The sequence below is a fragment of the Bradyrhizobium sp. S3.7.6 genome, from assembly GCF_054061875.1.
The window spans coordinates 273549-298426 of the sequence record NZ_JBSSEQ010000003.1; the positions used below are offsets into that span (position 1 = coordinate 273549).

Consider the following 24878-nt stretch of genomic DNA (forward strand, 5'->3'; position numbering starts at 1 on the left):
CCCTGAACTCGATTAGTGATCTTGGTTCGCATCGTCGCGCTTGTTGGCGAGGCGCTTCGCCGCCGTCACCGCGGCATGCGCCGCGACCGCCGCGCCGACGGCGCCGGCTGCCGCCATGCCGATCTGATCGGCGTTCTTCTCGATGCCGAACTGCTTGATGTTGGTGAGGCGGTCGTAGAATGAGCCCTTGTCCCAGAAGCCGTCCTCTGAGCATCCGATGCAGCCATGACCCGACTGGATCGGGAAGGAGACGCCGCCGTTCCAGCGCACGGTCGAGCAGGCGTTGTAGGTGGTCGGCCCCTTGCAGCCCATCTTGTAGAGGCAATAGCCCTTGCGCGCGGCCTCGTCGTCCCACTCCTCGACGAACTGCCCCGCGTCGAAATGCGGGCGCCGGTAGCACTTGTCATGAATGCGCTGCGAGTAGAACATCTTCGGTCGGCCCTGGCGATCGAGCTCGGGCAGCTTGCCGAAGGTGATGATGAAGGTGACGACGCCGGTCATCACCTCGGCGATCGGGGGGCATCCCGGCACCTTGATGATGGGCTTGTTGGTGATCACCTTGTCGATCGGAGTTGCCTGTGTCGGATTGGGCTTTGCCGCCTGCACGCAGCCCCAGGAGGCGCAGGCGCCCCAGGCGATGATTGCCATCGCGTCGTCGGCCATCATCTTCAGCTTCTCGACGAACGGCTTGCCGCCATCGATGCAGAACATCCCGCCTTCGTTCAGCGGCGGATTGCCTTCCACCGCGAGGATATACTGGCCTTTGTGCTTGGCGCGGGTCTCCTCGAGGATGGCTTCGGCCTGGTGGCCCGCAGCCGCCATGATGGTGTCGTCGTAGTCGAGCGAGATCATCGACAGCACCGCATCCTTGACCAGCGGGTGCGCGGAGCGGATGAAGCTCTCCGAACAGCAGGTGCATTCGAGGCCGTGCATCCAGATCACGGGCACGCGCGGCTTAGTCTCGAGCGCGTTTGCGATGCGGCTCGCCGCCAGCGGTCCGAGGCCGAGGCTCGTCGCCGTCAGGCTGCAGAATTTATGAAAGCACCGACGCGTGATGCCTTGCCGCCTGATCACGCTGTAAAACGTTTCTGTCGCCGCGCCCATGAATGCTCCCGCCTTCGGCTTTGACTTTTCGATGACGCAAAGGGCAGCAAGAAGCAGGCCAACAGCCTGCAGAGATTCAAAAGTGGAGAGATTCCATAACGTTGCGAATTTGAACCACTTTCATGAACGGTACGCGAGGACGCTGCCAACACGAGAAAAGGAAACAATTCGATTTGCAGCCGGCAACGAAGTTTCCGGTCAATGCGCGATGCACACCATGCAGGGATCGAACGAGCGCACGATGTGCTGGATCGCAACCGCACGCGGACCGGCGTCGCCGACATCAGTGCCGACCAGCGCCCGCTCCAGCGGGCCGCCGACGTCGAAGGAATCGCGCGGCGAGAAATTCCAGGTGGGTCGGCGCGATGATCTGGTAGCGCTCTATCTTGCCGTCGCGCACTGCCATCCAGTGCCCGAGACTGCCGCGGGCGGCCTCGACCAACCCGACATAGCTTCCGTCGGGGAGCTCGCGCGATTTGTCGCAGAACGGCTCCGACAGCCGCAGCGCGCGCGTCCACTGCTCCATGGCAAGCGCGAGCGCGCGGTCTCGATCAGCCGAGGACGTGATCGGGGAAATCGATCTGAGCACTGGAGCGCTCATTCAGGAGCGGCGGGCCGACATTGTCTATGGCTGGAACGACACCACTCAAGGCATGCGTCTCGTCTTCGAGTTCAAGCGCATGGGACGGCAAAAGAAGCACCGTAACCATATCTGCTCGAACAAGGCCTCGGTCGTTTCGTCACAGGCATCTACAGCCACCGACAAGCGGTCGCCGCCATGGTGGGCGTCCTTCTTGATCCGGAGGCTGATGTGGTCCCGCCGATCAGGGAAGCACTGGAGGACGCCGCCCTCGCAACCGCATTGCGCCTTAAGCCTACCTCCGGCGGCGACCCGATAGCGAGGCCGTCCAATATGTTCAGGGCGGCAGATTTCGACACTGAGCACGAACGAGATCCGTCGCTGGCTCCCACGCACTGCACCATTCGAGTTTCTCACGTTTTTCTCGCCTTCGGTTATCCGACAAGCACCCTAAAACTGAAGACAACCTGACGAGGTCTCATAGAGCCCCGCCTAGGCGGGCTCAAAAACGACAACGGAACGTCTCGGCGTTGCTGAAGTCTCTCGATGCCTCTGGCATGTCCGATGCCAATAAGCACCTGTAAGAAAGAAACGATGATGAATCATCTCCAGCAGCTCCAATACTTGGATGATGACCTTCGATGAGTGCCGACGCTTGACAGCGCTCCCTCCACCATCTGCTGGAGGCGGGGCCAAGGCTGCACTCGATGGCTACGAGTACCAACTCGCCGTCTCAGTGTTGGCGGCTCTGCGGTTGATGTTGATCACCAAATCGGCGACGAGGATCACGCTCGAACCCGCCAACGAGGAAGATCTGGAGTCGGAGCTCGAACCAACGACGCCTGGCCGTGTCCAACCTAGCGCGAACGTCGCAGACGGCTACAAACTCGTCGTGCAGGTGAAGCTGCGCAACAGCGGTCCCTGGTCAATCACCGACTTCGACGCGTTGCTCAAACAAGGTACCGCCCGTCGGCCGGCCAAACACCACCTCGACGATCCCGGCACGGCTATCTGCTGATTACCAATGCCGACGCCACCGGCGTGGCCCGCGACCTGCTGGTCCGCGGCTTGGAGGAATGGCCGGAAGAGCGGATTTTCCCGGCCAGCCTATCAGGGACCCTACCCCATGGACCGGAGGGGCGGATCGGCATCTGGGGCTTTTCTCACCGAGCGTCTCTTGGACTTGGAGATTAACGACATCCTCGGCTCCCTACTGCGGGTGCCCCAGAGCCGACGAACCGAATGCCGCGCGCGATTGCGCGACGAAGCTCTGCTGCGAATGCGCGGAACGAGCCCGGGCGTATGGACGCGCGAGCTCTTGCTGAGCCTGATCCGCGGCTGTGGCGGCTATACGATGATCTCTAAGGATCTGCTCGGCTGCGCGACGTCGCGGAACAAAGGCACATGCGACAACCGCCTGAATATCAGGCGAGACGCTCTCGAAGCCTCGGTGCTCAGTGGCCTCCGGACGCACTTGATGGAGCCCGATCTATTCAAGGAATTCTGCGACGAGTTCCCCCGCGAGGTTAATCGGTTGCGGATTGAGCGTGGAGCGGGCCTCGCTGCCATGCGAGACGAGCTCCCGCGCATCGAACGCGAACTGGGAAAGCTGCTGGCTGCTATTAAGGCTGGCGGTCCGATCGAAGCCATCGTCGAGGACATGAAGCGGCTCGAGGCCCGAAAGGCGGTACTGAAGGACCAGCTTGCGAATGCGGAAGAGCCGCCACCCCTCCTACATCCGAACATGGCGGAGATCTACCGTCAGCGGATCGCGGCGTTCTATGAGAGCCTGCAGAACGAGGATGGGAAGACCGAGGCGGCGGAAGTCTTTCGCACGTTGGTCGATCAGGTGACACTTGTGCCCGACAAGGCTGAACTGGCGATCGTCCTGCGGGGCGACCTGGCCTCGATCCTGCGGTTCGCCGCAAACAAGAAAAACCCCGACGTCCTTTCGGAGGCCGGGGTTTTGGTTGCCTTGCTTTCGCAAGAATCGTTGGTTGCGGGGAGGCGCAACCACCGATACCGACATTCGGTTCAGGTTGCGATCTGACCGAGGCGCGCCCCTGCCACTCGAACGCAGTGACCACCTTCTAAACTATTGATTTTACTGATAACGACGGGCGTTTCCGTCACGCTTTGTTCACGGTCATTTCACCCAATTCGTTGCGACGGTCTGAACGAGACCGCCCGTAGGGCGGGATGGCGCCTGCCTCAGTCGAAAAAGACGTCCGTACGTTGAGACGTCAGTGCCCGTTGTCCGGACTTCAGTTCGAGGCCACACGATGCGTCCACCTGGACGAAACGCGGCCGTTGCTCCACGAGGGTCAAATCGCGCCCGTAGCCGGAACACATCGCCGGGACGTACCGGGAAACGGAATCGAACTGCGCGGAGAGCCGCCGCACGGCTTTGCGCTGCATCCACGACGACATACGCCTCCTGCAAGAGCGCTGGTACGAGCGCCAGGAGCAATTGGCCGGGCACAATCGTCGTTCCTCCGTCGAGTTCGTGCATGGCGCGGTCAACATCGGTATGAACCCAGTTCCGCTCACCCGTCAGCACGACGAACTGATCGACCTCTTCCTGGGTCACCGAACGCCAGCGCCCAGGAGCGAGTTCCGTGCCCACGAAGGCAGCAAGATCGATTGCCCGCGCGACACGAAACACCTTCGCCTGTGTCAGCGGTTCGGGGCCCCCTGGCATTTGGATCATCCCGGCCCGTCCCTCTCTTAGATCGTCGCAAGTAGCGCGCTGCCGAGCCCGCCCGCAGCCGCAATAGCCGCCAGCCCGACCGCTCCGGATGTTTCTGATTGCATCTCATGCCAGAGGCGTACCGCCAGGATCGCGCCCGATGCGCCGATCGGATGCCCTCGTGCTAGCCCACCGCCCCTACGATTAAGCGACGACAACGGCAGCCCGATTCCGTCGACACATGCGATCGCCTGAACGGCGAAGGCCTCCATGACCTCGCTAACCGCTATCCGTGTCGGCGCGATCCGTTCCGCTGCCAGGAGGTTCTCGGCCGCTGCAATAGGTGCCGCACCCGGCACAGCCGGATCCCCACCGCGGCGCACCGCCGATATTATCCGCACAGGCCGCCTCGCGTTGAGGCGTCGGATCAACCTCTCCGACACGACGAGGAGGGCTGCCGCCGCGTCGGCTTCGACCGCCACCGTCGCGCGCGTCACGCCAAACGCAGCATTGCCTGCAAGCGGCGGAAGGCGTGCGCAGGTCGCCCCCGTCAGGGCCCGGGGAAAGGCATCATGCGAAAGGTGGGCGAGCGGCACGATCTCGGCCGCCAAGGAGGGATTTTGCAGCGCCTTGCGATGGCTTTCGATCGCAAATTCATCTTGCCGTGCACGCGAAATGCCAAGCCTCTCAGCCAACGTCACGGCAGCAGCGATCATGTCAGGGTCCCGCTCTGGCCACGGGGCGAACGGAGGACGGTCATAGGGTTGCGGCACCTCGCCGGCGAGATGCGGCCGCCGCGCGCGCAGCGGCGCGCGGCTGAAACTCTCAAGACCGCCGGCGATGACCGCGTCCGCACCTCCGCTCGCGATGCGCTCGGCGGCGAGCATAATCGCGTCGAGGCCACCGCAGCACTGGCTGTCGATGGTCAGCGCCGGAACGTGATCGGGGAGACCCGCCCGCAGCGCGGCAAGCCGCGCGGGGTTTCCGCCGCCATAGAGCGCGTTGCCGAAGATGACGTCGTCGATCGCCTCCGGCGCGATGCCGGTGTCGGCCAGCACGGCGCGAATTGGCGCCGCGCCAAGTTCGTCGACCTCCACTGCCTTGAACGCGCCGCCCCGAGGGGCGACCGCCGTCCGGCGTGCGGCGACGAGATATGCGGCGCTCATCGCAGCAACTCGCAGGCGCCGGATTCCCAGAGCTGGCGCAGCGCGTGGAAATCGGTCTTGCCGGACGAGGTCACCGGCCAGCGCGATGGCACGGCAAAACGGCGCGGGATCTTATAGAGCGGCAGGCTCAGGCGGGCACGGCTGATCAGATCGGAAGACGCTATGCGCGCATCCGGGCCAAGCCTGAGCAGCGCGACCAGCCGCTCGCCCCGACGCTCGTCGAGGGCACCCAGAACCCCTGCGGCGACCACGGCAGGATGTCCCTCGAGCACACGCTCGATCTCCTCCGGATGCACATTCTTGCCAGCTGTGATGATCATCCGGCTGGCACGGCCGGCGAGCCGCAAGAAGCCGCGCTCGTCGAGCATGCCGATGTCGCCGACCGACACTGCGTCGCCATGACGTGGCAGCAGCGTTTCGCTTCCGCAGGCATACTCCATGAAGAGGAAGGGACTTGCCACGAACACCTGACCGGTCTCGCCAGGTGGAAGGCATCGCCCGAGATGGTCGCGGATGGTGAGACGGACAGCTACCAACCCACCGTGCTCATGCTGACCCTGCTCTACGTCGTTTCAATCGTCATGCTGAATCTGCTTCCCGAAACGAAAGGCAAGCTGCTGCCGACCTGACTTTATCATCACCGTGCTTCATCGGAGAATAAAATGGACCTCGGAATTAACGGCAAGGCCGCCATCGTCACCGGAGCGAGCACCGGCATAGGGTTTGCTGTCGCGAAGGAACTCATTTCGAACGGCGTAGCGGTCGTGATCGCAGCGCGTGATCGGACGCGACTGGAGCAGGCCAAGGAAACTCTGCTCCGCGCGCCTGGCGCCAAGGTCGCGTCCGTCGAGGTCGACGTCGCCGCGCCGGACGCGGCACGGACACTCGTCAACAAAGCCCTCACGACGTTCGGTTCGATCGACATCCTTATCAACAATGCCGGCCGAGCTCACGCTGGCGGACTGATGAACTCAGGTGAGGACGATTGGACCGATATGACCGCGGTCAAGCTTACCTCGATGCGACGGCTTTGCAAGGAGGCCATCCCGCACATGCAGCAGAAACGATGGGGCCGCATCGTGAACATGTCCTCCATCGGAGGAACCTATCCCAATCCGAAGCTCTTCGTGTCGCACGTCCTCAGCGCAGCCATCAACAATCTGACCAAATCGCTTGCGCTCGAGGTGGCGAAAGACGGAATTCTGGTTAACGCGATCGGAATAGGAGCCGTCGCGACCGACAATTGGGCCAACAACATGCTCCCCGCGGTTCGAAAGAACCGTCTTGAGATGAGCTCGCTCAGTGACGACGAAGTGCTCGCTCGGATCTCGGCAGAACTCACCCCCGTCGGCAGAGCTGGCGAGCCCGAGGAAATCGCGGCCATTGCAGCCTTCTTGGGTTCAGCGCGGAACGGCTTCGTGACAGGCGACACGATCGAGGCTTCGGGCGGCGCGGACCGGTTCATGTGAGCGGGTTCGCGCGCCGAACGGCGGCGACTTGGCCGTGAACTGTTTGCGTCAGGGAGCTGTTGCCCCTCAGGCGCTTGTAGGACAGACAGAGCGCTGGGTACGTGAAGGCTCAGCGATATCTCGGCCTTGACGGCACCTGCGCTCTACGCAGTTGCCGCTCATCGCATGTTATGAGCCCGCGCCCTAGCTTTCCTCGGCTACGTTTTGACGACGAATATCATCTGGAATCTCGCGCAGAAAGCTCTGGCCCTTTTGCAGACGGCGCCCAAGCACCTCGACGAATCCTTCAAAGCGCTCTCTGCCCTTGATCTGCGCGGCCGCCTGCGCATCGTTGGGCAACGGCGGCGTGGTCGTCAGCCAGAAGCGAATGAACAGGGCCAAAGTCTCGGCCGTCAGACCGACATCACGCTCCAGCCGCTGCATCTGACGCGATAGCCGGTCCAGGCGACGGGCAAATGCGGCTTCCCGCTTGTCCTCTCCGTCAGGCGATAGAAATGAAGCAACAGCCGCTTCCACGATCGCAGACCGAGAGAGCTTCTTGCGATCAGCGAGGTCCGAGATCTGTTTCAGAAGCTCTGGTGGGAAATACACGTTCATCCGCTGGCGCATATTGCCTCAGAGCTCCATACCGTCATTCGGGTCCATGGCGACTTGACGAGCAACACCGCGCATCTGTTGGCGTAAGAGCCGGGACTGGCGTATCGCATCCTCGTCATCGTCAAGAACGGCAGGAAATTCCTCTGCCGGCGTCGGTTCGGTCGTCTCCTTGGCGATCGCAACGTGATCGGGGAGTTCGGGCTCGCGACGGAGGCCGCTGTTCGCGGTATCTTCCTCGGCCTCCGCGAGTTTGTCGGTTGGGCTTCCCGTCGGCTTGAGCATTCCGGGCGCTGACCATCCGTCCGTTCTCGATGATCGGCCGCCCGTCGCCGGATCAGGCGGCGGCAGAACCCGCTCGGTGAATCGCCGATCCTCGTAGTAGCGGGCCTTCTTCGCCCGGATCGGCGGCGTGCCCGCCACCATGACGATCTCGTCGATTGGCGGAAGCTGCATGATTTCGCCCGGGGTCAAGAGCGGCCTTGCCGTCTCCTGACGCGAGACCATCAGGTGCCCCAGCCACGGGTTCAATCTATGACCGGCATAGTTCTTCATCGCGCGCATCTCGGTCGCCGTGCCGAGCGCATCGGAGACCCGCTTTGCGGTCCGCTCGTCATTAGTCGCGAAGCTGACCCGGACGTGGCAGTTGTCGAGGATGGCGTTGTTGGGCCCGTAGGCCTTCTCGATCTGATTGAGCGATTGCGCGATCAGGAAACTCTTGATGCCGTAGCCTGCCATGAAGGCGAGCGCGGATTCGAAGAAATCAAGCCGCCCAAGTGCCGGGAACTCGTCGAGCATCATCAGGACTCGATGCCGGCGGTCGCGGGCGTGCAGGTCCTCGGTCAGGCGTCGACCGATCTGATTCAGCACCAGGCGGATCAGTGGTTTGGTTCGTGAGATATCCGAGGGGGGCACCACCAGGTACAGCGTTGTTGGCCGGCTATCCGCGATCAGATCGGCGATCCGCCAGTCGCACCGGCAGGTCACCTCGGCCACCACGGGATCGCGGTACAGCCCGAGGAACGACTTCGCGGTGGACAGGACGCCTGAACGTTCGTTCTCAGATTTGTTGAGGAGTTCGCGGGCGGTCGAGGCGACCACGGGATGAGCACCCTGCTCGCCAAGATGCGCGGTGGTCATCATCGCTTTCAGCGTCGCCTCGATCGGCCGCTTCGGGTCGGATAGGAAGGCCGCGACGCCTGCCAAGGTCTTGTCGGCCTCCGCATAGAGGACATGGAGTATGGCGCCGACCAGGAGCGAATGACTGGTCTTTTCCCAATGGTTCCGCTTATCGAGGGAGCCTTCGGGGTCGACCAGGACGTCGGCGACGTTCTGGTCGTCGCGAACCTCCCATTCCCCACGACGGACCTCAAGAAGCGGATTGTAGGCTGACGACTTTGGATTGGTCGGATCGAACAGAAGGACGCGGCCATGCCGCGCGCGGAAGCCGGCGGTCAGTTGCCAGTTCTCGCCCTTGATGTCGTGAACGATGGCCGAACCCGGCCAAGCCAGCAACGAGGGAACGACGAGGCCGACGCCTTTGCCGGACCGGGTGGGCGCAAAGCACAGCACATGCTCCGGTCCGTCGTGCCGAAGGTAGTCCTGGTCGAGCTTACCCAGCACCACGCCATCCGGACCAAGAAGTCCGACTGCTCGAACCTCTTCTGCATCAGCCCAGCGCGCCGAGCCATAGGTCTCAACGTTCTTGGCCTCGCGGGCCCGCCAGATGGACAATGCCGATCGCCGCCGCGATCGAAATGAATGTCCCCGACGCCGCGATGAAGGCGCCCTCAACAAAGACCCGAGGCGCATAGGCGTCGTAGACGAACCACCACCAGAAGAAGACCGGCGGGTAATAGACCTTAAAGCCCAGCAACTCGAACCAGGGTCGCCCGAGTTCGGGCTGCCAGGCGAGCCGCCAAGCCGTCCACTCGGTTGCTCCCCAGATTGCGAGCAAAACGATCAGGCCGACAACGATCACCTGACCCCAGAGAATCTTGGTTCCGGACATCGACCAACCTTCCATACTGGTGAGATAGCTAGAGTCCGAGGTCGCGCTTCCGACCAAAGCCCCATTCGATACCGCCGCCGTCTTTCCCCACGCCGGCAACGTGTTGGCCGAGTTTCTTTTCGAGTTCGCGAGACCAGGGCACGAGCTGAAACCCAAGACCGTTGTCGATCATGGCGAAGCGCCCCGATGAGAGCGTCAGGCGCTGGCGATATGTACCTGCCACATGCTCCCCGGAGGCCGCCTTCACGTAAGGCAGGCCGGTGTCGGCCGAGACCTTGGCGGCGACCTCGTCGAGTTCGCGCCGGCGCAGCGTATCTAGAAGGTCCCGCTGCAAGATGATGCGTTGGCCCTGCCGTCGCGCCAGGCCTTCCTGAACCAGATGCTCGGTACGGGCTTCCATCGCGCCGCGGGTCTCGCGCCCGAATCCTGCCATGGCGAGCGGCATGGGATCGCGTTCGACCAGCCTGTGGTCGAGCCAGGTCGCGCCTCTCGCGGTGACCTGCCCGGCAAGGTCGAGATCGGAGCGGATCGCCAGTACCATAGTCGGTCGCGCGTCGTCAGCTTGGCCCAAGCGTCGCACCTCGACGATTCCATCGATCGGCGGCGCATGGTCGAAAGCTTCGATCCCGCGGAATCGGATGTGGTGCGCGCGTCCGTCAGTTCCATCGATCAGCGCGTAGGCCTCGCCAGTCAGTTCGTCGTGCAATCCCCGATCGACCAGCCGTCCGATGATCTGGGACGAAGGCTGTCCACCTTCGATGACGAAGTCGGCGACACCACGCGCTGATCCACGCTCGGTAAAGGCGCGGTGCATGGTCTTGATGATGTCGCCGCGCATCCCAAGGTCGCGCAAGTTACGCTCGGCCTCGAGCCCGACCATCCATTCCCCCGGTGCGGCGGATGCGGCAAGGCCCATCTTCTCCAGATGTTGAAGGCGGCCGACCATCAGGCGCCGGATCTCGGGATCGGACTTGCCCGGATTCTCCGGGCGAAGATCCACATACCCGGTCTCATCGGCCGCCAGCCGGATCTCCCGATCGAGCCGCGTCCATCGTTCAGCCGAAACCTCCCTCTCCAGTGAATTGCGGATCTCGTGCTCGGGTTTTGGGCCCAGTTCGATCGCGACCAGTTCCTCGGCACGCGAACGCAGGCCCTGGCTGATGTAGTCGCGAGAGATCACGAGATCCGCTCCTTTCTCGTCAGCTCCCCGAACGAGAAGATGGACGTGAGGATTGTCGGTATTCCAGTGATCGACAGCCACCCAATCGAGCCGCGCGCCGAGATCGGTCTCCATCTGCCTGGCGAGGTCGCGGGTGAACGCCTTCAGGTCCGTCATGTCGCCGGCATCCTCTGGTGAGACGATGAACCTGAAATGATGCCGGTCGTCCTTGCACCGTCCCGCGAAAGCCGCGCCATCGGCGCGGTCGCAGCCCTCATCGAACATCTCGGCTCTCTCGCCGGTTCGAGTCACGCCGTCGCGCTTCAGGTATGACAGGTGAGCGGTCAGTGGGGCTGAACGGAAGGCTCGCCCTTTGTGGCGAACCACGCGCGCCTTCACCACAACGCGCCGTGTCGGGCTGAACAATCTGGCGCGGCTGAAACCGAGTCTGCCGCGGCCAAAGGTCGAGCGCCCGTAGACAGCAGAGCGCCTGCCAACCGCAGACAGACTCGAAGTGTGTCCTGCTTTCTTCGCCGCCCGCAGCACCTGGTTGATGAAGCTCTTTTGCTTCGGCGCGCGGGTGCTACGGATGCGCCCGGGCCGAATACGCAGGTCGCTGTCGCCCACGCTCACGGCAGGGCCTCCCAGCGATCAAAATCGCATACGGTGCCGAAAACGTCTTTGATTGCATTCGTCAAAATGCAAGGCGCGGCACGCGCCCCGACCGACCGGCACGCCAGGACCCAAGCCATGTCAATGGCTTGTGGTTCGACCGGCGAGCCCCTTTTATCTCGCCGTCCTGCCGTCGTGGGTGTAAGCGTCCGGTCCCTGCACACTTCCGAGAAGTACAATGTCGTTCCATATCGGGTTCTCTGCTGCATTGGAGATTCTCCGGTGGGTCTGAAACACTTCGAGAACAAAGCCAGGCGTGAGTGGTGGTCGATTCACGTTGAGGCGTGGCGCAAAAGCGGTCTCGGGATCCGAAAATATTGCCGCCAACATCGTCTCAGCGAGAACACGTTCCGGCGTTGGTTGAATGTGCTCGCCGATGCAAAAGCCTTGCAAGGACAGGCGGAATTGGAGCGCGAGGAACGACGACAGCGTCACCGCAAGCGACGCATTCGGCTGTCGACCGGCATCCGCTCGAAGGCGGTTCAGGCGTACTGGGCGATGCATGTCGAGGCGATGAATTGGAGCGGCATGGGCTTGCAAGCCTATGCCTGGGCGCACGGCATCTCGCGGTACAGCTTGCGTCGATGGCGCGATCTGATCGACGCAAATGAGGTTGAAATCGACTGGCGGACGCACGTTCATCCGAGCGCCCTCCCACAAATAAGCAGCGGTTTAAGCAGCGCTGCTAAGGGCGCAGCGAGCAAGCAGCGCTTGACACCATATCCGATCGGTGATCCGCCGAATGAACCGCGCGCTAGCCGGCGTCGCCTCAGTGAGGAGGAAAAGCTCGCAATTGTGGCCGAGTCCGAACTCCCCGGCGCGACCGCTGCCGAGATCTGTCGCCGCCATGGCATCGTCACCAGCATGTTGTTCCGATGGCGGGTACAACACGGCTTCAGCAAGCGCCTACCGGCGAAGCTAGCGGCCGTGAGGGTCATCGGAACGCAATCCGCAACGCTCGTCCTGAACGATCTGTTGCAGCCCCCCGACGGCATGACGGCTGTCCAATTGGATGACGGGCGACGTGTCTTTGCACCGATGGGCAGCGATCCGGATGCAGTCCGTCGACACGTCAACGAGCAGGAGATAGCACGATGATGATCGTGCCGGCCGGGGTGAAGGTGCATTTGGCCTTGGGATATACCGACATGCGCAAGGGCCTCGACGGGCTCGCTACGCTGGTTCAGGAACACCTCAAGAAGGATCCGTTCTCCGGCCATCTGTTTGCCTTCCGCGGCAGGAATGCGAGCAGATTGAAGATCCTGTTTTGGGACGGCAACGGACTCTGCCTGTTCACCAAGCGCATCGATCAAGGTGGCTTCATCTGGCCCAGGATGAGCGATCCAGGTGGCACCGTGACACTGTCTCCAGCGCAACTTGCGATGCTGATCGAAGGCATCGATTGGCGCACACCCGAGCGTCGGTGGCGCCCCGCCGTCGCGGGCTGAATCGCAGAAACCCGCATAGAATAAAGCGAACTTACTTCTTCGAATCAGCGCGTTCGAGTAGAATCGGACATGCAGCTTGATCTCAGCAATCTGCCGTCCGATACGACACTTCTGCATCGCTTGGTGCGCGACATCGCCGCGACAATTGAGCATCGAGACAGCGAGATCGAGCGTCTTCAGGCAATCATCAAGCAGCTTCAGCGCGCGCAGTTCGGGCGTCGCTCCGAACGCCTTGATCCCGACCAGCTCGCGCTCACTCTGGAAGATATCGACAGCGATATCGGCCGCATTGAGGAAAGCCAGCCGGCCATTGTAACGGAGCCACCCGAGGCACCATCGCGGCGCAAGGCGCTGCCCGACCACCTGCCGCGCGAGGACATTCTGCTTGACGTCGACGGTGAGGCTTGCAGCTGCTGCGGTGGCGCGCTGCATGCGATCGGCGAGAGTGTCAGCGAGATGCTGGACTGGGTGCCGGCGCAGCTTCGCGTGGTACGCATCACGCGCCCTAAATACGGCTGTCGAGCCTGCGGTAAGGTTGCCCAGGTACCTGCGCCGGAGCGGCCGATCGCCGGTGGATTGGCAACTCCGACCCTGCTCGCCCACGTGCTGGTCAGCAAGTATTGCGATCACACGCCGCTTTATCGGCAGTCGCAAATCTTCGCCCGGCACGGCGTCGATCTCGGCCGTTCGACGCTGGCCGGATGGGTCGGCGGCGCATGCTGGTGGCTCGAGGCGCTGCACGAGCGATTGTGCAAGAACGTGTTTGCCTCCGACCATCTGTTCGCCGACGATACGCCGATCCCGGTGCTCGATCCCGGAAGAGGACGCACCAAGACCGGACGCCTGTGGGTCTACGTCCGCGAGCAGCGGCCGTGGAGCGGACCAGAACCGCCGGCAGCGGTCTATTTGTTCGCACCCGACCGAAAGGCCGAACGTCCGGTATCGCACCTGGCGGGCTTCAAAGGTGTCCTGCATGTCGATGGTTATGCGGGCTTCGAGCAGCTGACCGGCAACGGCGAAGTCATGCTCGCGGCATGTTGGGCCCATACAAGACGCAAGTTCTACGAAGTTGCCGAGGCCACCGGTTCGCCCATTGCGACGGAAGCCTTGCGCCGGATAAGTGAACTCTATGCAATTGAAGCCCGCGTCCGTGGGCAGTCGTCTGCCCATCGGCTCGCTGAGCGGCGGTCCTTCTCGAAACCCGCCGTGCAGGCCCTGCAAACCTGGTTTGAGGCGCAGCTTGCACGCGTGCCCGGCAGCAGCACGATTGCGGAAGCGATCCGGTACGCGCTCTCCCGTTGGGAAGGCCTGACGCGCTTCTTGCTGGATGGCCGCGTTGAACTGGACACCAATCCAGTCGAACGGGCAATCCGCCCGGTGGCGCTCGGCCGGAAGAACCATCTCTTCGCCGGCAGCGACGGCGGAGGGACTCGTTGGGCAGTCGTCTGCTCGCTGATCACGACGTGCAAGCTCAATGACGTCGAACCCTACGCCTACCTGCGTGACGTGCTGCAGCGGATGGTCGACGGACACCCCGTCAACCGCCTCGACGAACTGCTGCCCTGGAGCTGGAAACCAGTCGATCATGTCAAGACCTGACCTCGCGTGCATCGGCCGGACGCTAACTCGTGGGTAAGCGTCCGATTTCTGCACATCTTCCTCCTCGTGCGATGTCGTTCCATTTCGGGTTCTCTGCTGCTGTGGAGATTCTCCGGTGGGACCGAAACACTTCCAGAACAAAGCGCGACGTGAATGGTGGTCGCTGCACATCGAGGCATGGCGCCGAAGCGATCTCGGAATCCGTAATTATTGCCTTCAGCAACGCCTCACCGAGAACACGTTTCGGCGCTGGCTGAAGCGGCTCGTCGGCGACGCGACTGCGCTTAAGCTCGAGAAATATCTGACGGAATTGCGTCGCGAGCGCTGCCGGGACGAACGCGAAAAGGCGCAGCGAAAGCAGAAGCAGCGCAGGTTCATGGTCACCGCGGACGTCCGCAATCGGGCCTCTCAGGCGTTCTGGGCAATGCATGTGGAGGCGATGAATTGGAGCGGAATGGGCCTGCGCGCCTACGCCGCCGCAATGCAGCTGTCGCCGCATTCGTTGCGCAAATGGCGTGACCGACTGGACGCCGGCGAACTCGCAATCGACTGGCGCGCGCATCTTCATCCCTCCGCTCGCCCGGCCGTTAGCACTAGTGCTAGGAACTCGGCCCCCGAACGTCGCTTGACAGCCGCGGAAATCGGCGATCCGACGGCGCCTCGAGCGCCCGTTCGGCGCTTCTTCAGCGATGAGGAGAAGCTCGCGATCGCGAAGGAAACCGAGCAGCCAGGCGCCAAGGTCTCTGCCGTTGCGCGCAAGCACGGGATCGTCACCGGGCTGCTGTTCCGCTGGCGTTCGCAATTTGGCATCGCGCAAAAGAAGCGCTCGAAGCTCGCCCGAGTGGTGATCCCCGACGACTCTCCGGCAGCGCATGTTCTACGCGATCTCGTGCGTCCGCCGGAGGGCATGATGGTCATTGGCCTCGCCGATGGAGGTCGCATCTTCGCTCCGGCCGGCATCGATCCGGATGCCGTGCGAGCACAGATCGAAAGCGGAGAAATGGCGCCATGATGTTGATTCCAGCGGGCGTGAAAGTGCACCTGGCGCTCGGTTACACTGACATGCGTAAAGGCATGGACGGGCTCGCGATGCTGGTTCAGGACGTGCTGAAGAAGGACCCGTTCTCCGGTCATCTCTTTGCCTTCCGAGGCAAAAAGGCAGCGGTGCTGAAGGTCCTGTTCTGGGACGGCAACGGGCTTTGCTTGTTCACCAAACGCATCGACCAGGGCGGCTTCGTGTGGCCGGTGATGGCCGGTTATGACGGTTCGATCACACTCACACCAGCTCAACTCGCGATGCTGATCGAGGGCATCGACTGGCGCGCTCCAGAGCGTATCTGGAAGCCTGCAATTGCAGGCTGATCCGCAAAAACCAGTACTGAACTGAGTTGTGATTCTTCTTCGAATCAGCGTGTTCGAGTACCATCGGACATGCGGTTCGATCTCAACAATCTGCCTGCCGATCCAGAGATTTTGCGGTGTCCGGTGCGCGACATCGTTACCACTATCGACCACCGCGACAGTGAGATCGAGCGCCTCAAATCGATCATCAAACAGCTGCAACGAATGCAGTTCGGACGCCGCTCCGAGCGCATCGATCCCGACCAGCTGGCGCTGGGATTGGAAGATGTCGACGGCGACATTGCGCGCATCGAGGAAGAGCACCCAACTGGCTCCTCGGAGGCCGCGGCAACGCAGCCGCGACGCAGAGCTTTGCCAGACCACCTGCCGCGTGAAGACGTTCTGCTCGACGTCGAAGGCGACGTTTGCAGCTGCTGTGGAAGCGCTCTTCACCTGGTCGGCGAGAGCGTCAGTGAGATGTTGGACTGGGTGCCAGCTCAGCTCCGTGTCGTCCGAACCACCCGTCCTAAATACGCTTGCCGATCCTGCAACAAGGTGATGCAGGTGGCCGCGCCGGAACGAGTGATAGCCGGTGGCCTGGCAACACCGGCGCTGCTCGCGCACGTACTGATCAGCAAATACTGCGATCACACTCCGCTCTATCGGCAGTCGCAGATCTTTGCTCGCCACGATGTCGATCTCTCCCGCTCGACACTCGCGAGCTGGGTCGGCGGCGCCTGCTGGTGGCTCGAAGCATTGCACGGACGGCTGTGCAAAAACGTGTTCGCCTCCGACCATCTGTTTGCAGATGACACGCCGGTCCCCGTGCTCGATCCCGGTCGAGGTCGTACCAAAACTGGACGGCTCTGGGTCTACGCCCGTGAGCAGCGGCCGTGGGCTGGACCTGAGCCTCCGGCTGCAGTCTATCTGTTCGAGCCGGATCGCAAGGCCGTGCGCCCAGCCACGCATCTGGCGAACTTCAAAGGCATCCTGCACGTCGACGGCTACGCCGGCTTTGAGCAGCTCGGCGACAAAGACGGCGTTGTTCTCGCTGCCTGCTGGAGCCACTCGCGGCGCAAATTTTATGAGGTTGCCGAGGCCACCGGTTCGCCTGTGGCAATAGAAGCTTTGCGTTTGATCGGCGAACTCTACGCGATCGAAGCGCGTGTTCGCGGACAATCGTCCGCTCACCGGCTTGCTGAGCGCAGATCGTTCTCGAAGCCGATTGTTGAGGCTCTGCATGCGTGGCTCGAGTTGCAGCTTCCGCTCGTCTCCGCCCGCAGCACCCTTGCTGAAGCAACCCGCTATATGCTCTCGCGCTGGCATGGACTGACGCGCTTCCTTCATGATGGCCGCATTGAGCTCGACACCAACCCGGTTGAACGCGCGATCCGGCCCGTTGCTCTTGGCAGGAAAAACCATCTGTTCGCCGGTAGCGATGGCGGCGGGCATCGTTGGGCAATCGCCTGCTCGTTGATCACGACGTGCAAGCTCAATGACGTCGAACCCTACGCCTACCTGCGTGACGTGCTGCAGCGAATGGTCGACGGACACCCCGTCAACCGCCTCGACGAACTGCTGCCCTGGAGCTGGAAACCAGTCGATCATGTCAAGACCTGACCTCACGTGCACCGGCCGGACGCTTACCGTCGTGGTGTAAGCGTCCGAATCCTGCACGACTTTCCGAGAGTGCGTTGTCGTTCCATATCGGGTTCCTTGCTGCATTGGAGGATCTCCGGTGGGTACGGAATATTTCAAGAACGAAGCGCGTCGCTCTTTTTGGTCGGTACACGTTGAAGCATGGCGACGGAGCGGTCTCAGCAAACGCAAATATTGTCGTCAGCATCGTCTCAGCGGCAGCATATTCGATCGCTGGCTGCGGCATCTGATTCACGCCGAAACTCGGAAAATACGTGCGGAATTGCGCCGAGAGGAACGTCGGGAGCGGCTCCGCAAGAAGCGGAGTCCGGTGTCGACGGACCAGCGTTGCGGAGCCGTGCAAGCGTTCTGGGCGATGCACGTCGAAGCGATGAGATGGTGCGGAATGAACATGCAAGCATACTCCCGGGCACATGGCATCTCGCAGCACAGCCTGAGGCGGTGGCGCGATCTGATCGATGCCAATGAGGTGGAAATCGACTGGCGCACTCACCTTCATCCGAGTGCCCGTCCGCTAATAAGCACTAGTGCTAGCAGCGCTGCTAAGGAGTCGGTCGCCGAAACGCGCTTGACAGATGCGCCGACAGCTGAGCCGCCGAGCGATGGACTTGCCAGCCGACGTCGCTTCAGTGACGAGGAAAAGCTGGCGATCGTGCGCGAGTCCGAACACATCGCCGCCGAGGTTTGCCGGCGCCACGGCATCGTCAGCAGCATGCTGTTCCGGTGGCGGGTACAGTTCGGGTTCAGCAAGCGAGTGCCGGCGCAATTGGCGGCTGTGAGGGTCGCCGGCGCACAATCCGCAACGCTCGTCCTGAACGATCTGTTGCAGCCGCCTGACGGCATGACGGTTGTCGAATTGGACGATGGGCGTCGCGTCTTCGCACCGATCGGCAGTGATCCGGATGCAGTCCGTCGCCACGTCATTGAGCAGGAGACTGCCCGATGATGATCGTGCCGGCCGGCGTGAAAGTGCATTTGGCTTTGGGATATACCGACATGCGGAAGGGCCTGGATGGCCTCGCCGCGCTCGTTCAGGAACACCTCAAGAAGGATCCATTCTCCGGGCACTTGTTTGCCTTCCGAGGCAAGAAGGCGAGCACGCTGAAGATCCTGTTCTGGGACGGCAACGGGCTTTGCTTGTTCAGCAAGAGGCTCGATCAAGGCGGCTTCATCTGGCCGAGAATGAGTGATCCCGGCGGCACGGTGACGCTGTCTCCAGCGCAGCTTGCCATGCTGATCGAAGGCATCGACTGGCGCACGCCGGAGCGTCGATGGCAGCCCGCAATCGCCGGCTGAGAAATTGCAAAAACCCGCATAAAATATAGGGAATCCGCTTCGTCGAATCAGCATTTCTGAGTAGAATCGGTCATGCAGCTCGACCTCGACAATCTGCCGTCGGACCCTACGCTTCTGCATCGCCTGGTGCGCGACATTGCCTCGGTCATCGCGCATCGGAACAGCGAAATCCACCGTCTTCAAGCAATCATCAAACAGCTTCAGCGCGCACAATTTGGGCGTCGTTCCGAGCGTCTTGACGCCGATCAACTTGCCCTTGGACTTGAAGACCTGGACATCGATCTGTCGGCTGTCGAGGCAGATCAGGCCTCGGTGGAGGCGTCTGCGCCGACGCAGAAGCTGCAGCCGAAGCGCAAACCGTTGCCGGACCATCTGCCCCGCGAAGAGGTGGTGCTCAACGTTGATAGTGAGAGATGTGTGTGCTGCGGCGGCGCGCTGCATGCAATCGGTGAGAGCGTCAGCGAGATGCTGGACTGGGTGCCGGCACAGCTGCGGGTGGTACGCGTCTGCCGCCCGAAATATGCCTGCCGCGCCTGCGGAACTATCACGCAGGCTCCGGCACCCGAACGACCGATCGCCGGCGGTTTGGCCACGCCAGCTCTGCTCGCACAGGTGCTGGTCAGCAAATATTGCGACCACACACCGCTCTATCGGCAGGCGCAGATTTTTGCACGCCATGGCGTCGAACTTGAGCGTTCGACACTGGCCGGATGGGTCGGCGGCGCTTGCTGGTGGTTTGAGGCCCTGCACGATCGGCTGTGCAAGCACATGTTCGCGTCGGATCACCTGTTTGCCGACGACACTCCAATCCCTGTGCTCGATCCGGGCCGAGGCCGCACCAAGACCGGACGGCTGTGGGTGTATGCCCGCGATCAACGGAGTTGGGCTGGGCCTGAACCGCCGGCTGCGGTTTATGTGTTCGCGCCCGACCGGAAAGCGGAACGCCCGGCGATGCATCTGACGCACTTCAAGGGCGTCCTGCAGGTCGACGGTTACGCGGGATTCGAGCGGCTGACCGACGGCGGAAACGTCACTCTCGCCGCATGTTGGGCGCACGCCAGGCGCAAGTTCTATGAGGTTGCGCAAGCCGAGGACACGCCCATCGCGCACGAGGCCTTGCGTCGCATCGCCAGCCTTTATGCCGTCGAAGCGCAGGTACGTGGTCAATCGCCGGCGCATCGGCTGGCCACGCGGCGCGCACTCGCCAAGCCGATCGTGGACAGCCTTCGCCTTTGGCTCGAGGTGCAGCTCCCGCAACTGCCGGGCCGCGGCAATCTCGCCGAAGCGATCCGGTATGCGCTGTCGCGCTGGGGTGGATTGACCCGCTTCCTGCACGACGGCCGCATCGAACTCGATACGAACCCTGTCGAGCGAGCGATCCGACCTGTGGCACTCGGCCGCAAGAACCATCTCTTTGCCGGCAGCGACGGCGGCGGGGAACGATGGGCAATCCTCTGTTCGCTGATCGAAACGTGCAAGCTCAACGACGTCGAGCCGTACGCATACCTGCGTGACGTGCTGCAGCGAATGGTCGACGGACATCCGATCAACCGTCTGGACGAACTGCTGCCGTGGGCTTGGAACGCTCAGCATCCTGTCAAGGCCTGAGTTCATGTGCAGGATCCGGACGCATACGTCGTGGTCTCCCGGCCGCTGATTCCCGCGGCCCAACTTCCAAGCCAACTCCGTGCTCGCGGCGATTTGCGACAAAATGCAGTTCGGGTCATTGCGGTAGATCCTCCAATAGCGCCTGCCCGAACCCGTCGGCTGGTGGCCGATTCATTGCGAAAGAGCCGCCGCCACATGGCGGCTGACTTGCGAAGCCCCCACTGTTTGGGGGCGTTTGCGATAGGGATCGTTACCCGAAGGGCCGAGACACCCGTAGGGTGGCTCGGTGAGGAGCGAAGCGACGAGTAGAGCGCGGGCCGAAGGCATCGCCCGTATGCCATCAGCACGTTGCATGCGAACTTGCGCATTCGCTCATCGCGAGCCTCCCGCATCAGATCTCAGGACGAACAACCCTGTTGTCGGTGGCGCAATGCCCGAAATGTCGTGGACGGAGACAGCCGTCGGGGCTCGGTTCGTTAGGCGCCCAGGCTGCAGTCGGGCCGCGGCCGTTGAATTTTCAGACGGCACAACGAAGAGTGCTCGCCCCGATGGCCGCAGACTCGCGACTCCACTGCAACCTGCAATGTCGCCGCCGATGATCGGCATAAGCTTCTGCAGATAGATCTGGGTTTCAGCCGGCAATGGACGGCCGGCGAGATGCTCTTCGTAGCGAGCAGGTCCTGCATTGTAGGCCGCTAGGAAGCCCGGTGAACCGTACCGGTCGTGCAGGTCGCGAAGGTACGCTGTCCCCGCGAGAATATTGTCGTGGGGATCGTAGGCATCGTCGCCGAGGTCGTACCGCAGACGTAGCTCTGCCCACGTCTCTGGCATTATCTGCATCAGCCCCATGGCACCCTTCGGTGACCTGGCACGCGCGTCTTGGGCGCTTTCGACGTCCAGGACTGCGCGTATCCAGCGCACCGGCACGCCGAAGCGGCGCGAGGCCTGCTCGAGAAACTCCGCAAACGGATCGCCAGATCGATGACTCGCTGAAGGCTCCGCGGGTCGCGTCTCGGCGACAGCAGCGGCGTTACTCACGGTCAGCGCAATGAACAACGGCACGACAGCGCGCAGGCTCCCTTCGAACAAGCACAAGCCTGCCGTCGTGCTCGCGCCCGTCCAGGGTAAAGGCGCTTCGCGCCGGCCGTTCGGCCGCCCTGGACCGCCGCTGCGCGCAACGGCCGCGCAATTGTCGGTCGGGACGGAGGAATAGTGCAGCACTCGGCCGAACAAAGGAATTGCTGATCGGAAACTCAATACGGGCACCATCAATCCTCCCAGGTCCACACCGGCAGCGCGCGCCCAATGACGGCCGATGCCGGCAAGAGCCCGAAATAACGGCCATCCAGTGAGCCGGTGGATTGCCAGTTCATCACAAAGAATTCGCCGTCACGGACCACGCGACAGCCCTGCCATTTCGGGAGGGGACGGCCACGGCCGTCACGCTCCCGGGCTTCGCCCATTTGGATGGAGTCAACCGAAATAGTGAGCCCGCTTCGGCAAACGGTCTGCCCGGGAAGCGCCAGCACGCGTTTGAGCATCGGCAATCCGGCTGGCAGATAGCCATTCAGATCGAGAAAGGTCGCGAGCGGCTCCGGTGGCTGTACGGCGAGGAGTTCCGCAACGAATAGTGTGTCCGCCGGCTGCACACGGTAGAGTCCGATCGGTACACTCTCGGATGCATTCCAGATGTAGGCCGGCGTGATCTCCAGAACGATTGGCGCGATAAGTGCGACGGCACCGCCGAGCATCGTGGTCAACGTCTTGAGCCGCGGTGTCATCGCATGACCCTCTGCCGGTGAAGCCATGCCTGGTGGCGACCTTTCGTGTAGGGCCGCGGGTTTTCGTTGACGGACAAACGATTGTGGATGTGATGCCAGTGATCGGGAGCAACGTCGGCCGGATCGATGCCGAGTGCCTCGACGGCGTCGATCATTTGCAACACTCGTTCGACCTTCGGCCAACCTGAGAGCCGCAGCAAACTCTCGCCGCCGGGCGTCACATACGGTACAGTCGAGCAGCGCTGTCCCGCGGCGACCGCGCGCAAGATGTCGATGCGCGAAATGATCGTGCCGAAGTCGTTGGAGGTCCAACGGACGAAGGCAAAGATGCTGCCGGGTGCAAATGACAGAACACGCCGGTGACGATCAAGCTTCCGTTCCTTGACGATGCGACCGAACCGAATGCGGTTTTCGATGCGCTTCTCAAGCCACAGCACTTCCACCTCGGTGAGGTCACTCATGCCGCCGCTCCTTGATGCTGGAGCTGGGAGCCATGAGCTTTGCGCTCGGCGAAATACGTATGCGGCTGGTGAAGGCAAGCACGACTCGCGGCCCGCGCTCGCCAATCCAGTCCAATGCGGCGTTCTGTCCGGTCCGTTAGAAGAAATCCGAAGGATTTCTGGTTAGCCGGGGTACTGACCGGTGCCCCCTCGCCGGCCCTGCGGCTGCGAAAATGCTGCACAGCGATTCGCGAACGGAACGCGCGGTGCGGTCCGGCGGTCGGCGGTGGTGGAGGCGCATGATGGACTTCTATGCAGGGCTTGATGTGTCGCTCGAGGCGACCAACATTTGCGTGGTGGACGGCGACGGCAAGGTGGTCCGGGAGGCGAAACTCGAGACCGATCCGGACGCGATCGAACTGTTCCTGGCGGAATGGGGTATCCAGCTGAAGCGCGTCGGGCTGGAAGCGTTCTCGTACAGTGCGTGGCTGTTCACGGCGCTTTCCGACAAGGGCCTGCCCGTGATCTGCATCGAGACCCGGCACGCCAAGGCGGCGCTGAACGCGATGCTGAACAAGACCGACCGCAACGACGCCAAGGGCATTGCCCAGATGATGCGGACCGGCTGGTTCCGCGCGGTTCACGTCAAGTCGGAGAGCGCACAGACGGTGCGGGCGCTGCTGGTCGGGCGCAAGGCCTTGCTCGGCAAGGTGCTGGACATGGAGAACATGATCCGCGGCCTGTTGCGCCCGTTCGGCCTCAAGGTCGGCGAGATCTCGGTCGGCCGTTTTGAGGCGCGGGTGCGCGATCTCCTGGCCGGGAAGAAGGAATTGGAAGCGATCGTCGGGCCGCTGCTGGACGCCCGCAACGCCATGCGGCTGCAGCTGGCAAAACTGCACCGCCTGGCGCTGTCGGCAGCGCGCGGCGACAGCGCGGTGCGGCGGATGATGACCGTGCCCGGCGTCGGCGCGCTCGTGGCGCTGACATTCCGCGCCACCGTCGACGATCCGGCGCGATTCAGGAAGTCGACCAATGTCGGCGCCCATTTCGGGCTGACGCCGCGGCGCTATCAATCCGGCCAGACCGACCGGATCGGCAGCATCTCCAAATGCGGCGACGAGCTGACGCGGGCGATGTTGTATGAGGCGGCCATCGCGATCCTGACGCGCATTCCGAAGAACTTCAAGCTGCGGCTCTGGGGCCTGCGGCTGGCCAGGAAGAAGGGTCTGAAGCGCGCGGCGACGGCGGTGGCGCGCGCGCTCGCCGTGCTGCTGCACAAGATCTGGATCGATGGCACCACCTTCCGGTTTGGCACCGGCGGCAAGCGCGGCCGGGTCGCTGCGGCGGCGTAACGGCCTCCGCGACCCGGCCGCTTCCACGCGCGCCTTTTCCTTCCGCCACGGCGGAGCAGCGTCTCCCGAGGAGACGGGGATTTGGGTGAGATCGCAACTTTTCTTGCCGGCGGCTTCATGACGACGTTTGAAGCCATCAAGCACGGCGCTGGTTAGCCTGACCGCCCTTTCCTCAGATTCCGGCTTGTGGTGGCCATCGTGCCAACCACGGATGTTAGCGAGTTCTCCTCGACGAGCGAGTGGCTGCAAAAGGACGTGACGCGCACCAGGCAATGATGTCGACGCCAACGATCGCGAAGATTTGCGCGCGATCGCGTTCGCGCGCGCAGATTGGAGATAACAATCGTATTGCAGCGAAGCTTTGCGCGTGGGAGTGTGGATGCATGAGGCATCCTCGTTGCACGCGCGGGCGACTTGTTTGTCGGTGCGCGAGGTTTCGTGAATCGGCTGGCGAGTGGACCTGAGTCCGACCAAGGACTTGTGTGCATAGAGTCCGTTCCATGTTTGTGAACTGATCCCAAAATGTGCGAGGATTGCGTACTGAGTCGTTTTCCAGATGGAGGGCGATTTGCGGCGCATTCCGCTGAGCCGGCGGTCGCATGTGACCGGATTCCAGTCGTTGCCGACTGGCGTGACGGAGCATGAGAGCGCGCTGGAGCGGGACTTCGTGACGCTCGCGAGCTTCATGGATGCGGGCGCCGTCATAACGGCGCAGCCGGTGACAATCCGTTTTGAGCATGAAGGTCGGCAGCGCCGATATACGCCGGACTTCCGCGTGATTTGGAGCGACGGCCGCACCGATATCGTCGAGATCAAATATCGGGCTGACTTGCGCGCGAGATGGCACAGGCTCCGGCCAGCCTTTGCAGCTGCTCGGGGTTGGGCGCACAGCAACGGTGCGCGATTCAGG

At 62.6% G+C, this 24878-nt stretch carries 24 protein-coding genes and 4 pseudogenes; 16 read left to right on the top strand and 12 right to left on the bottom strand.

All coding sequences use genetic code 11. The annotated features are described in order from the left end of the window. Window positions 1-12: 12 nt before the first annotated feature. The 3 genes and pseudogenes from ACVJ5M_RS44820 to ACVJ5M_RS44830 all read right to left on the bottom strand — a co-directional run bounded on the left by ACVJ5M_RS44820 (window position 13) and on the right by ACVJ5M_RS44830 (window position 1814). Window positions 13-1104 (bottom strand): hydrogenase small subunit, encoded by a 1092-nt coding sequence (locus tag ACVJ5M_RS44820; RefSeq protein WP_085398650.1) that lies wholly within the window; start codon window positions 1102-1104, stop codon window positions 13-15. Window positions 1105-1302: 198 nt separating this feature from the next. After that, a pseudogene (locus tag ACVJ5M_RS44825) lies at window positions 1303-1662 on the bottom strand (nickel-dependent hydrogenase large subunit); the annotation flags it as partial. Continuing rightward, window positions 1656-1814 carry a hypothetical protein gene (locus tag ACVJ5M_RS44830; protein WP_354079633.1) on the bottom strand — a complete coding sequence of 53 codons (159 nt, stop codon included), beginning with the start codon at window positions 1812-1814 and terminating at the stop codon, window positions 1656-1658. The gene ACVJ5M_RS44830 and the pseudogene ACVJ5M_RS44825, both read right to left, overlap by 7 nt. A gap of 498 nt (window positions 1815-2312) precedes the next feature. Here ACVJ5M_RS44830 and ACVJ5M_RS44835 point away from each other — a divergent pair, with 498 nt between their 5' ends. Beyond that, window positions 2313-2702, top strand: coding sequence for a hypothetical protein (locus ACVJ5M_RS44835; RefSeq protein WP_245343927.1), 390 nt, complete (start codon window positions 2313-2315; stop codon window positions 2700-2702). 159 nt (window positions 2703-2861) lie between these two features. Beyond that, window positions 2862-3734: a hypothetical protein gene (locus ACVJ5M_RS44840; protein ID WP_354079470.1), complete on the top strand. Its 873-nt coding sequence runs from the start codon at window positions 2862-2864 to the stop codon at window positions 3732-3734. 96 nt (window positions 3735-3830) lie between these two features. Here ACVJ5M_RS44840 and ACVJ5M_RS44845 read toward each other — a convergent pair whose 3' ends face one another. The 3 genes from ACVJ5M_RS44845 to ACVJ5M_RS44855 are packed head-to-tail and all read right to left on the bottom strand — an operon-like array spanning window position 3831 to window position 5907. Beyond that, window positions 3831-4394 carry a MaoC/PaaZ C-terminal domain-containing protein gene (locus tag ACVJ5M_RS44845; RefSeq protein WP_456679753.1) on the bottom strand — a complete coding sequence of 188 codons (564 nt, stop codon included), beginning with the start codon at window positions 4392-4394 and terminating at the stop codon, window positions 3831-3833. Between the two features lie 17 nt (window positions 4395-4411). After that, on the bottom strand, window positions 4412-5539 hold the full coding sequence (locus ACVJ5M_RS44850; RefSeq protein WP_354079468.1) for a thiolase family protein: 1128 nt from the start codon (window positions 5537-5539) through the stop codon (window positions 4412-4414). Beyond that, window positions 5536-5907 carry an AMP-binding enzyme gene (locus ACVJ5M_RS44855; protein ID WP_354079466.1) on the bottom strand — a complete coding sequence of 124 codons (372 nt, stop codon included), beginning with the start codon at window positions 5905-5907 and terminating at the stop codon, window positions 5536-5538. The genes ACVJ5M_RS44850 and ACVJ5M_RS44855 overlap by 4 nt, the downstream gene beginning before the upstream one ends. A 30-nt stretch (window positions 5908-5937) precedes the next feature. On the opposite strand from ACVJ5M_RS44855, the gene ACVJ5M_RS44860 reads away from it, so the two are divergent. Together ACVJ5M_RS44860 and ACVJ5M_RS44865 are read left to right on the top strand one after the other, a co-directional pair. After that, the gene (locus tag ACVJ5M_RS44860) at window positions 5938-6168 is read left to right on the top strand and encodes a hypothetical protein (RefSeq protein ID WP_354079464.1); all 231 of its coding nucleotides are present in this window, start codon (window positions 5938-5940) and stop codon (window positions 6166-6168) included. 33 nt (window positions 6169-6201) lie between these two features. Next, on the top strand, window positions 6202-7008 hold the full coding sequence (locus tag ACVJ5M_RS44865) for an SDR family oxidoreductase (RefSeq protein WP_354079462.1): 807 nt from the start codon (window positions 6202-6204) through the stop codon (window positions 7006-7008). A 183-nt stretch (window positions 7009-7191) separates the two neighbouring features. Here ACVJ5M_RS44865 and ACVJ5M_RS44870 read toward each other — a convergent pair whose 3' ends face one another. From ACVJ5M_RS44870 to ACVJ5M_RS44880, 3 genes and pseudogenes are all read right to left on the bottom strand, one after another. After that, window positions 7192-7617 carry a CopG family transcriptional regulator gene (locus ACVJ5M_RS44870; protein ID WP_354079460.1) on the bottom strand — a complete coding sequence of 142 codons (426 nt, stop codon included), beginning with the start codon at window positions 7615-7617 and terminating at the stop codon, window positions 7192-7194. A 6-nt stretch (window positions 7618-7623) separates the two neighbouring features. Next, window positions 7624-9613, bottom strand: a pseudogene (locus ACVJ5M_RS44875) (conjugal transfer protein TraG). 28 nt (window positions 9614-9641) lie between these two features. Continuing rightward, complete coding sequence (locus ACVJ5M_RS44880; protein WP_456679754.1) at window positions 9642-11405, bottom strand: relaxase/mobilization nuclease domain-containing protein; 1764 nt, start codon at window positions 11403-11405, stop codon at window positions 9642-9644. Between the two features lie 261 nt (window positions 11406-11666). Between ACVJ5M_RS44880 and tnpA (ACVJ5M_RS44885) the strand changes: the two genes are divergently transcribed. From tnpA (ACVJ5M_RS44885) to tnpC (ACVJ5M_RS44930), 10 genes and pseudogenes are all read left to right on the top strand, one after another. After that, complete coding sequence (gene tnpA, locus ACVJ5M_RS44885; RefSeq protein WP_354079456.1) at window positions 11667-12542, top strand: IS66 family insertion sequence element accessory protein TnpA; 876 nt, start codon at window positions 11667-11669, stop codon at window positions 12540-12542. Beyond that, a complete protein-coding gene (gene tnpB / locus ACVJ5M_RS44890; RefSeq protein ID WP_247506416.1) occupies window positions 12539-12892 on the top strand; it encodes an IS66 family insertion sequence element accessory protein TnpB in 354 nt (117 codons plus the stop codon). The genes tnpA (ACVJ5M_RS44885) and tnpB (ACVJ5M_RS44890) overlap by 4 nt, the downstream gene beginning before the upstream one ends. A gap of 69 nt (window positions 12893-12961) precedes the next feature. Then, complete coding sequence (gene tnpC / locus ACVJ5M_RS44895) at window positions 12962-14491, top strand: IS66 family transposase (RefSeq protein ID WP_354079454.1); 1530 nt, start codon at window positions 12962-12964, stop codon at window positions 14489-14491. A 115-nt stretch (window positions 14492-14606) separates the two neighbouring features. Next, a pseudogene (tnpA, locus tag ACVJ5M_RS44900) lies at window positions 14607-14762 on the top strand (IS66 family insertion sequence element accessory protein TnpA); the annotation flags it as partial. Window positions 14763-14867: 105 nt separating this feature from the next. Beyond that, on the top strand, window positions 14868-15503 hold the full coding sequence (gene tnpA / locus ACVJ5M_RS44905) for an IS66-like element accessory protein TnpA (protein WP_354079452.1): 636 nt from the start codon (window positions 14868-14870) through the stop codon (window positions 15501-15503). Next, window positions 15500-15853: an IS66 family insertion sequence element accessory protein TnpB gene (gene tnpB, locus ACVJ5M_RS44910; RefSeq protein ID WP_354079450.1), complete on the top strand. Its 354-nt coding sequence runs from the start codon at window positions 15500-15502 to the stop codon at window positions 15851-15853. Before tnpA (ACVJ5M_RS44905) ends, tnpB (ACVJ5M_RS44910) begins: the two co-directional genes overlap by 4 nt. A gap of 69 nt (window positions 15854-15922) precedes the next feature. After that, a complete protein-coding gene (gene tnpC / locus ACVJ5M_RS44915; protein ID WP_354079448.1) occupies window positions 15923-17452 on the top strand; it encodes an IS66 family transposase in 1530 nt (509 codons plus the stop codon). Between the two features lie 118 nt (window positions 17453-17570). Continuing rightward, window positions 17571-18437, top strand: a complete 867-nt coding sequence (tnpA, locus tag ACVJ5M_RS44920) for an IS66 family insertion sequence element accessory protein TnpA (protein ID WP_354079446.1) — start codon at window positions 17571-17573, stop codon at window positions 18435-18437. After that, entirely contained in the window at window positions 18434-18787 is a 354-nt protein-coding gene (gene tnpB, locus ACVJ5M_RS44925) for an IS66 family insertion sequence element accessory protein TnpB (protein ID WP_354079444.1), read from the top strand. Before tnpA (ACVJ5M_RS44920) ends, tnpB (ACVJ5M_RS44925) begins: the two co-directional genes overlap by 4 nt. 72 nt (window positions 18788-18859) lie before the next feature. Then, complete coding sequence (gene tnpC / locus ACVJ5M_RS44930; protein ID WP_354079442.1) at window positions 18860-20395, top strand: IS66 family transposase; 1536 nt, start codon at window positions 18860-18862, stop codon at window positions 20393-20395. Between the two features lie 372 nt (window positions 20396-20767). Here the strand turns inward: tnpC (ACVJ5M_RS44930) and ACVJ5M_RS44935 are convergent, their stop codons facing one another. From ACVJ5M_RS44935 to ACVJ5M_RS44945, 3 genes are read right to left on the bottom strand one after another with little or no spacing between them, the layout of a single operon-like run. Beyond that, window positions 20768-21664, bottom strand: a complete 897-nt coding sequence (locus tag ACVJ5M_RS44935) for a lytic transglycosylase domain-containing protein (protein ID WP_354079440.1) — start codon at window positions 21662-21664, stop codon at window positions 20768-20770. Further along, a complete protein-coding gene (locus ACVJ5M_RS44940; protein WP_456679755.1) occupies window positions 21664-22176 on the bottom strand; it encodes a S26 family signal peptidase in 513 nt (170 codons plus the stop codon). Before ACVJ5M_RS44940 ends, ACVJ5M_RS44935 begins: the two co-directional genes overlap by 1 nt. Beyond that, a complete protein-coding gene (locus ACVJ5M_RS44945; protein WP_354079436.1) occupies window positions 22173-22637 on the bottom strand; it encodes a DUF2840 domain-containing protein in 465 nt (154 codons plus the stop codon). Before ACVJ5M_RS44945 ends, ACVJ5M_RS44940 begins: the two co-directional genes overlap by 4 nt. Window positions 22638-22918: 281 nt before the next feature. Here ACVJ5M_RS44945 and ACVJ5M_RS44950 point away from each other — a divergent pair, with 281 nt between their 5' ends. Then, window positions 22919-23968: an IS110 family RNA-guided transposase gene (locus tag ACVJ5M_RS44950; protein WP_354079612.1), complete on the top strand. Its 1050-nt coding sequence runs from the start codon at window positions 22919-22921 to the stop codon at window positions 23966-23968. A 685-nt stretch (window positions 23969-24653) separates the two neighbouring features. Continuing rightward, window positions 24654-24878, top strand: a pseudogene (locus ACVJ5M_RS44955) (Tn7 transposase TnsA N-terminal domain-containing protein); the annotation flags it as partial.

Excerpts from the sequence above, each read along its gene's own strand:
- tnpB (WP_354079444.1), top strand. The coding sequence starts at position 18,434 with ATGATGATCGTGCCGGCCGGCGTGAAAGTGCATTTGGCTTTGGGATAT.
- ACVJ5M_RS44845 (WP_456679753.1), bottom strand. The coding sequence starts at position 4,394 with ATGATCCAAATGCCAGGGGGCCCCGAACCGCTGACACAGGCGAAGGTG.
- ACVJ5M_RS44820 (WP_085398650.1), bottom strand. The coding sequence starts at position 1,104 with ATGGGCGCGGCGACAGAAACGTTTTACAGCGTGATCAGGCGGCAAGGC.
- ACVJ5M_RS44870 (WP_354079460.1), bottom strand. The coding sequence starts at position 7,617 with ATGCGCCAGCGGATGAACGTGTATTTCCCACCAGAGCTTCTGAAACAG.
- ACVJ5M_RS44935 (WP_354079440.1), bottom strand. The coding sequence starts at position 21,664 with ATGGTGCCCGTATTGAGTTTCCGATCAGCAATTCCTTTGTTCGGCCGA.
- tnpB (WP_354079450.1), top strand. The coding sequence starts at position 15,500 with ATGATGTTGATTCCAGCGGGCGTGAAAGTGCACCTGGCGCTCGGTTAC.
- ACVJ5M_RS44830 (WP_354079633.1), bottom strand. The coding sequence starts at position 1,814 with ATGGTTACGGTGCTTCTTTTGCCGTCCCATGCGCTTGAACTCGAAGAC.
- tnpC (WP_354079448.1), top strand. The coding sequence starts at position 15,923 with ATGCGGTTCGATCTCAACAATCTGCCTGCCGATCCAGAGATTTTGCGG.
- ACVJ5M_RS44865 (WP_354079462.1), top strand. The coding sequence starts at position 6,202 with ATGGACCTCGGAATTAACGGCAAGGCCGCCATCGTCACCGGAGCGAGC.
- tnpC (WP_354079454.1), top strand. The coding sequence starts at position 12,962 with ATGCAGCTTGATCTCAGCAATCTGCCGTCCGATACGACACTTCTGCAT.
- ACVJ5M_RS44835 (WP_245343927.1), top strand. The coding sequence starts at position 2,313 with ATGATGACCTTCGATGAGTGCCGACGCTTGACAGCGCTCCCTCCACCA.
- ACVJ5M_RS44940 (WP_456679755.1), bottom strand. The coding sequence starts at position 22,176 with ATGACACCGCGGCTCAAGACGTTGACCACGATGCTCGGCGGTGCCGTC.
- ACVJ5M_RS44945 (WP_354079436.1), bottom strand. The coding sequence starts at position 22,637 with ATGAGTGACCTCACCGAGGTGGAAGTGCTGTGGCTTGAGAAGCGCATC.
- tnpC (WP_354079442.1), top strand. The coding sequence starts at position 18,860 with ATGCAGCTCGACCTCGACAATCTGCCGTCGGACCCTACGCTTCTGCAT.
- ACVJ5M_RS44860 (WP_354079464.1), top strand. The coding sequence starts at position 5,938 with ATGACGTGGCAGCAGCGTTTCGCTTCCGCAGGCATACTCCATGAAGAG.
- ACVJ5M_RS44855 (WP_354079466.1), bottom strand. The coding sequence starts at position 5,907 with ATGCTCGACGAGCGCGGCTTCTTGCGGCTCGCCGGCCGTGCCAGCCGG.
- tnpB (WP_247506416.1), top strand. The coding sequence starts at position 12,539 with ATGATGATCGTGCCGGCCGGGGTGAAGGTGCATTTGGCCTTGGGATAT.
- ACVJ5M_RS44850 (WP_354079468.1), bottom strand. The coding sequence starts at position 5,539 with ATGAGCGCCGCATATCTCGTCGCCGCACGCCGGACGGCGGTCGCCCCT.
- tnpA (WP_354079452.1), top strand. The coding sequence starts at position 14,868 with ATGGTCACCGCGGACGTCCGCAATCGGGCCTCTCAGGCGTTCTGGGCA.
- ACVJ5M_RS44950 (WP_354079612.1), top strand. The coding sequence starts at position 22,919 with ATGGACTTCTATGCAGGGCTTGATGTGTCGCTCGAGGCGACCAACATT.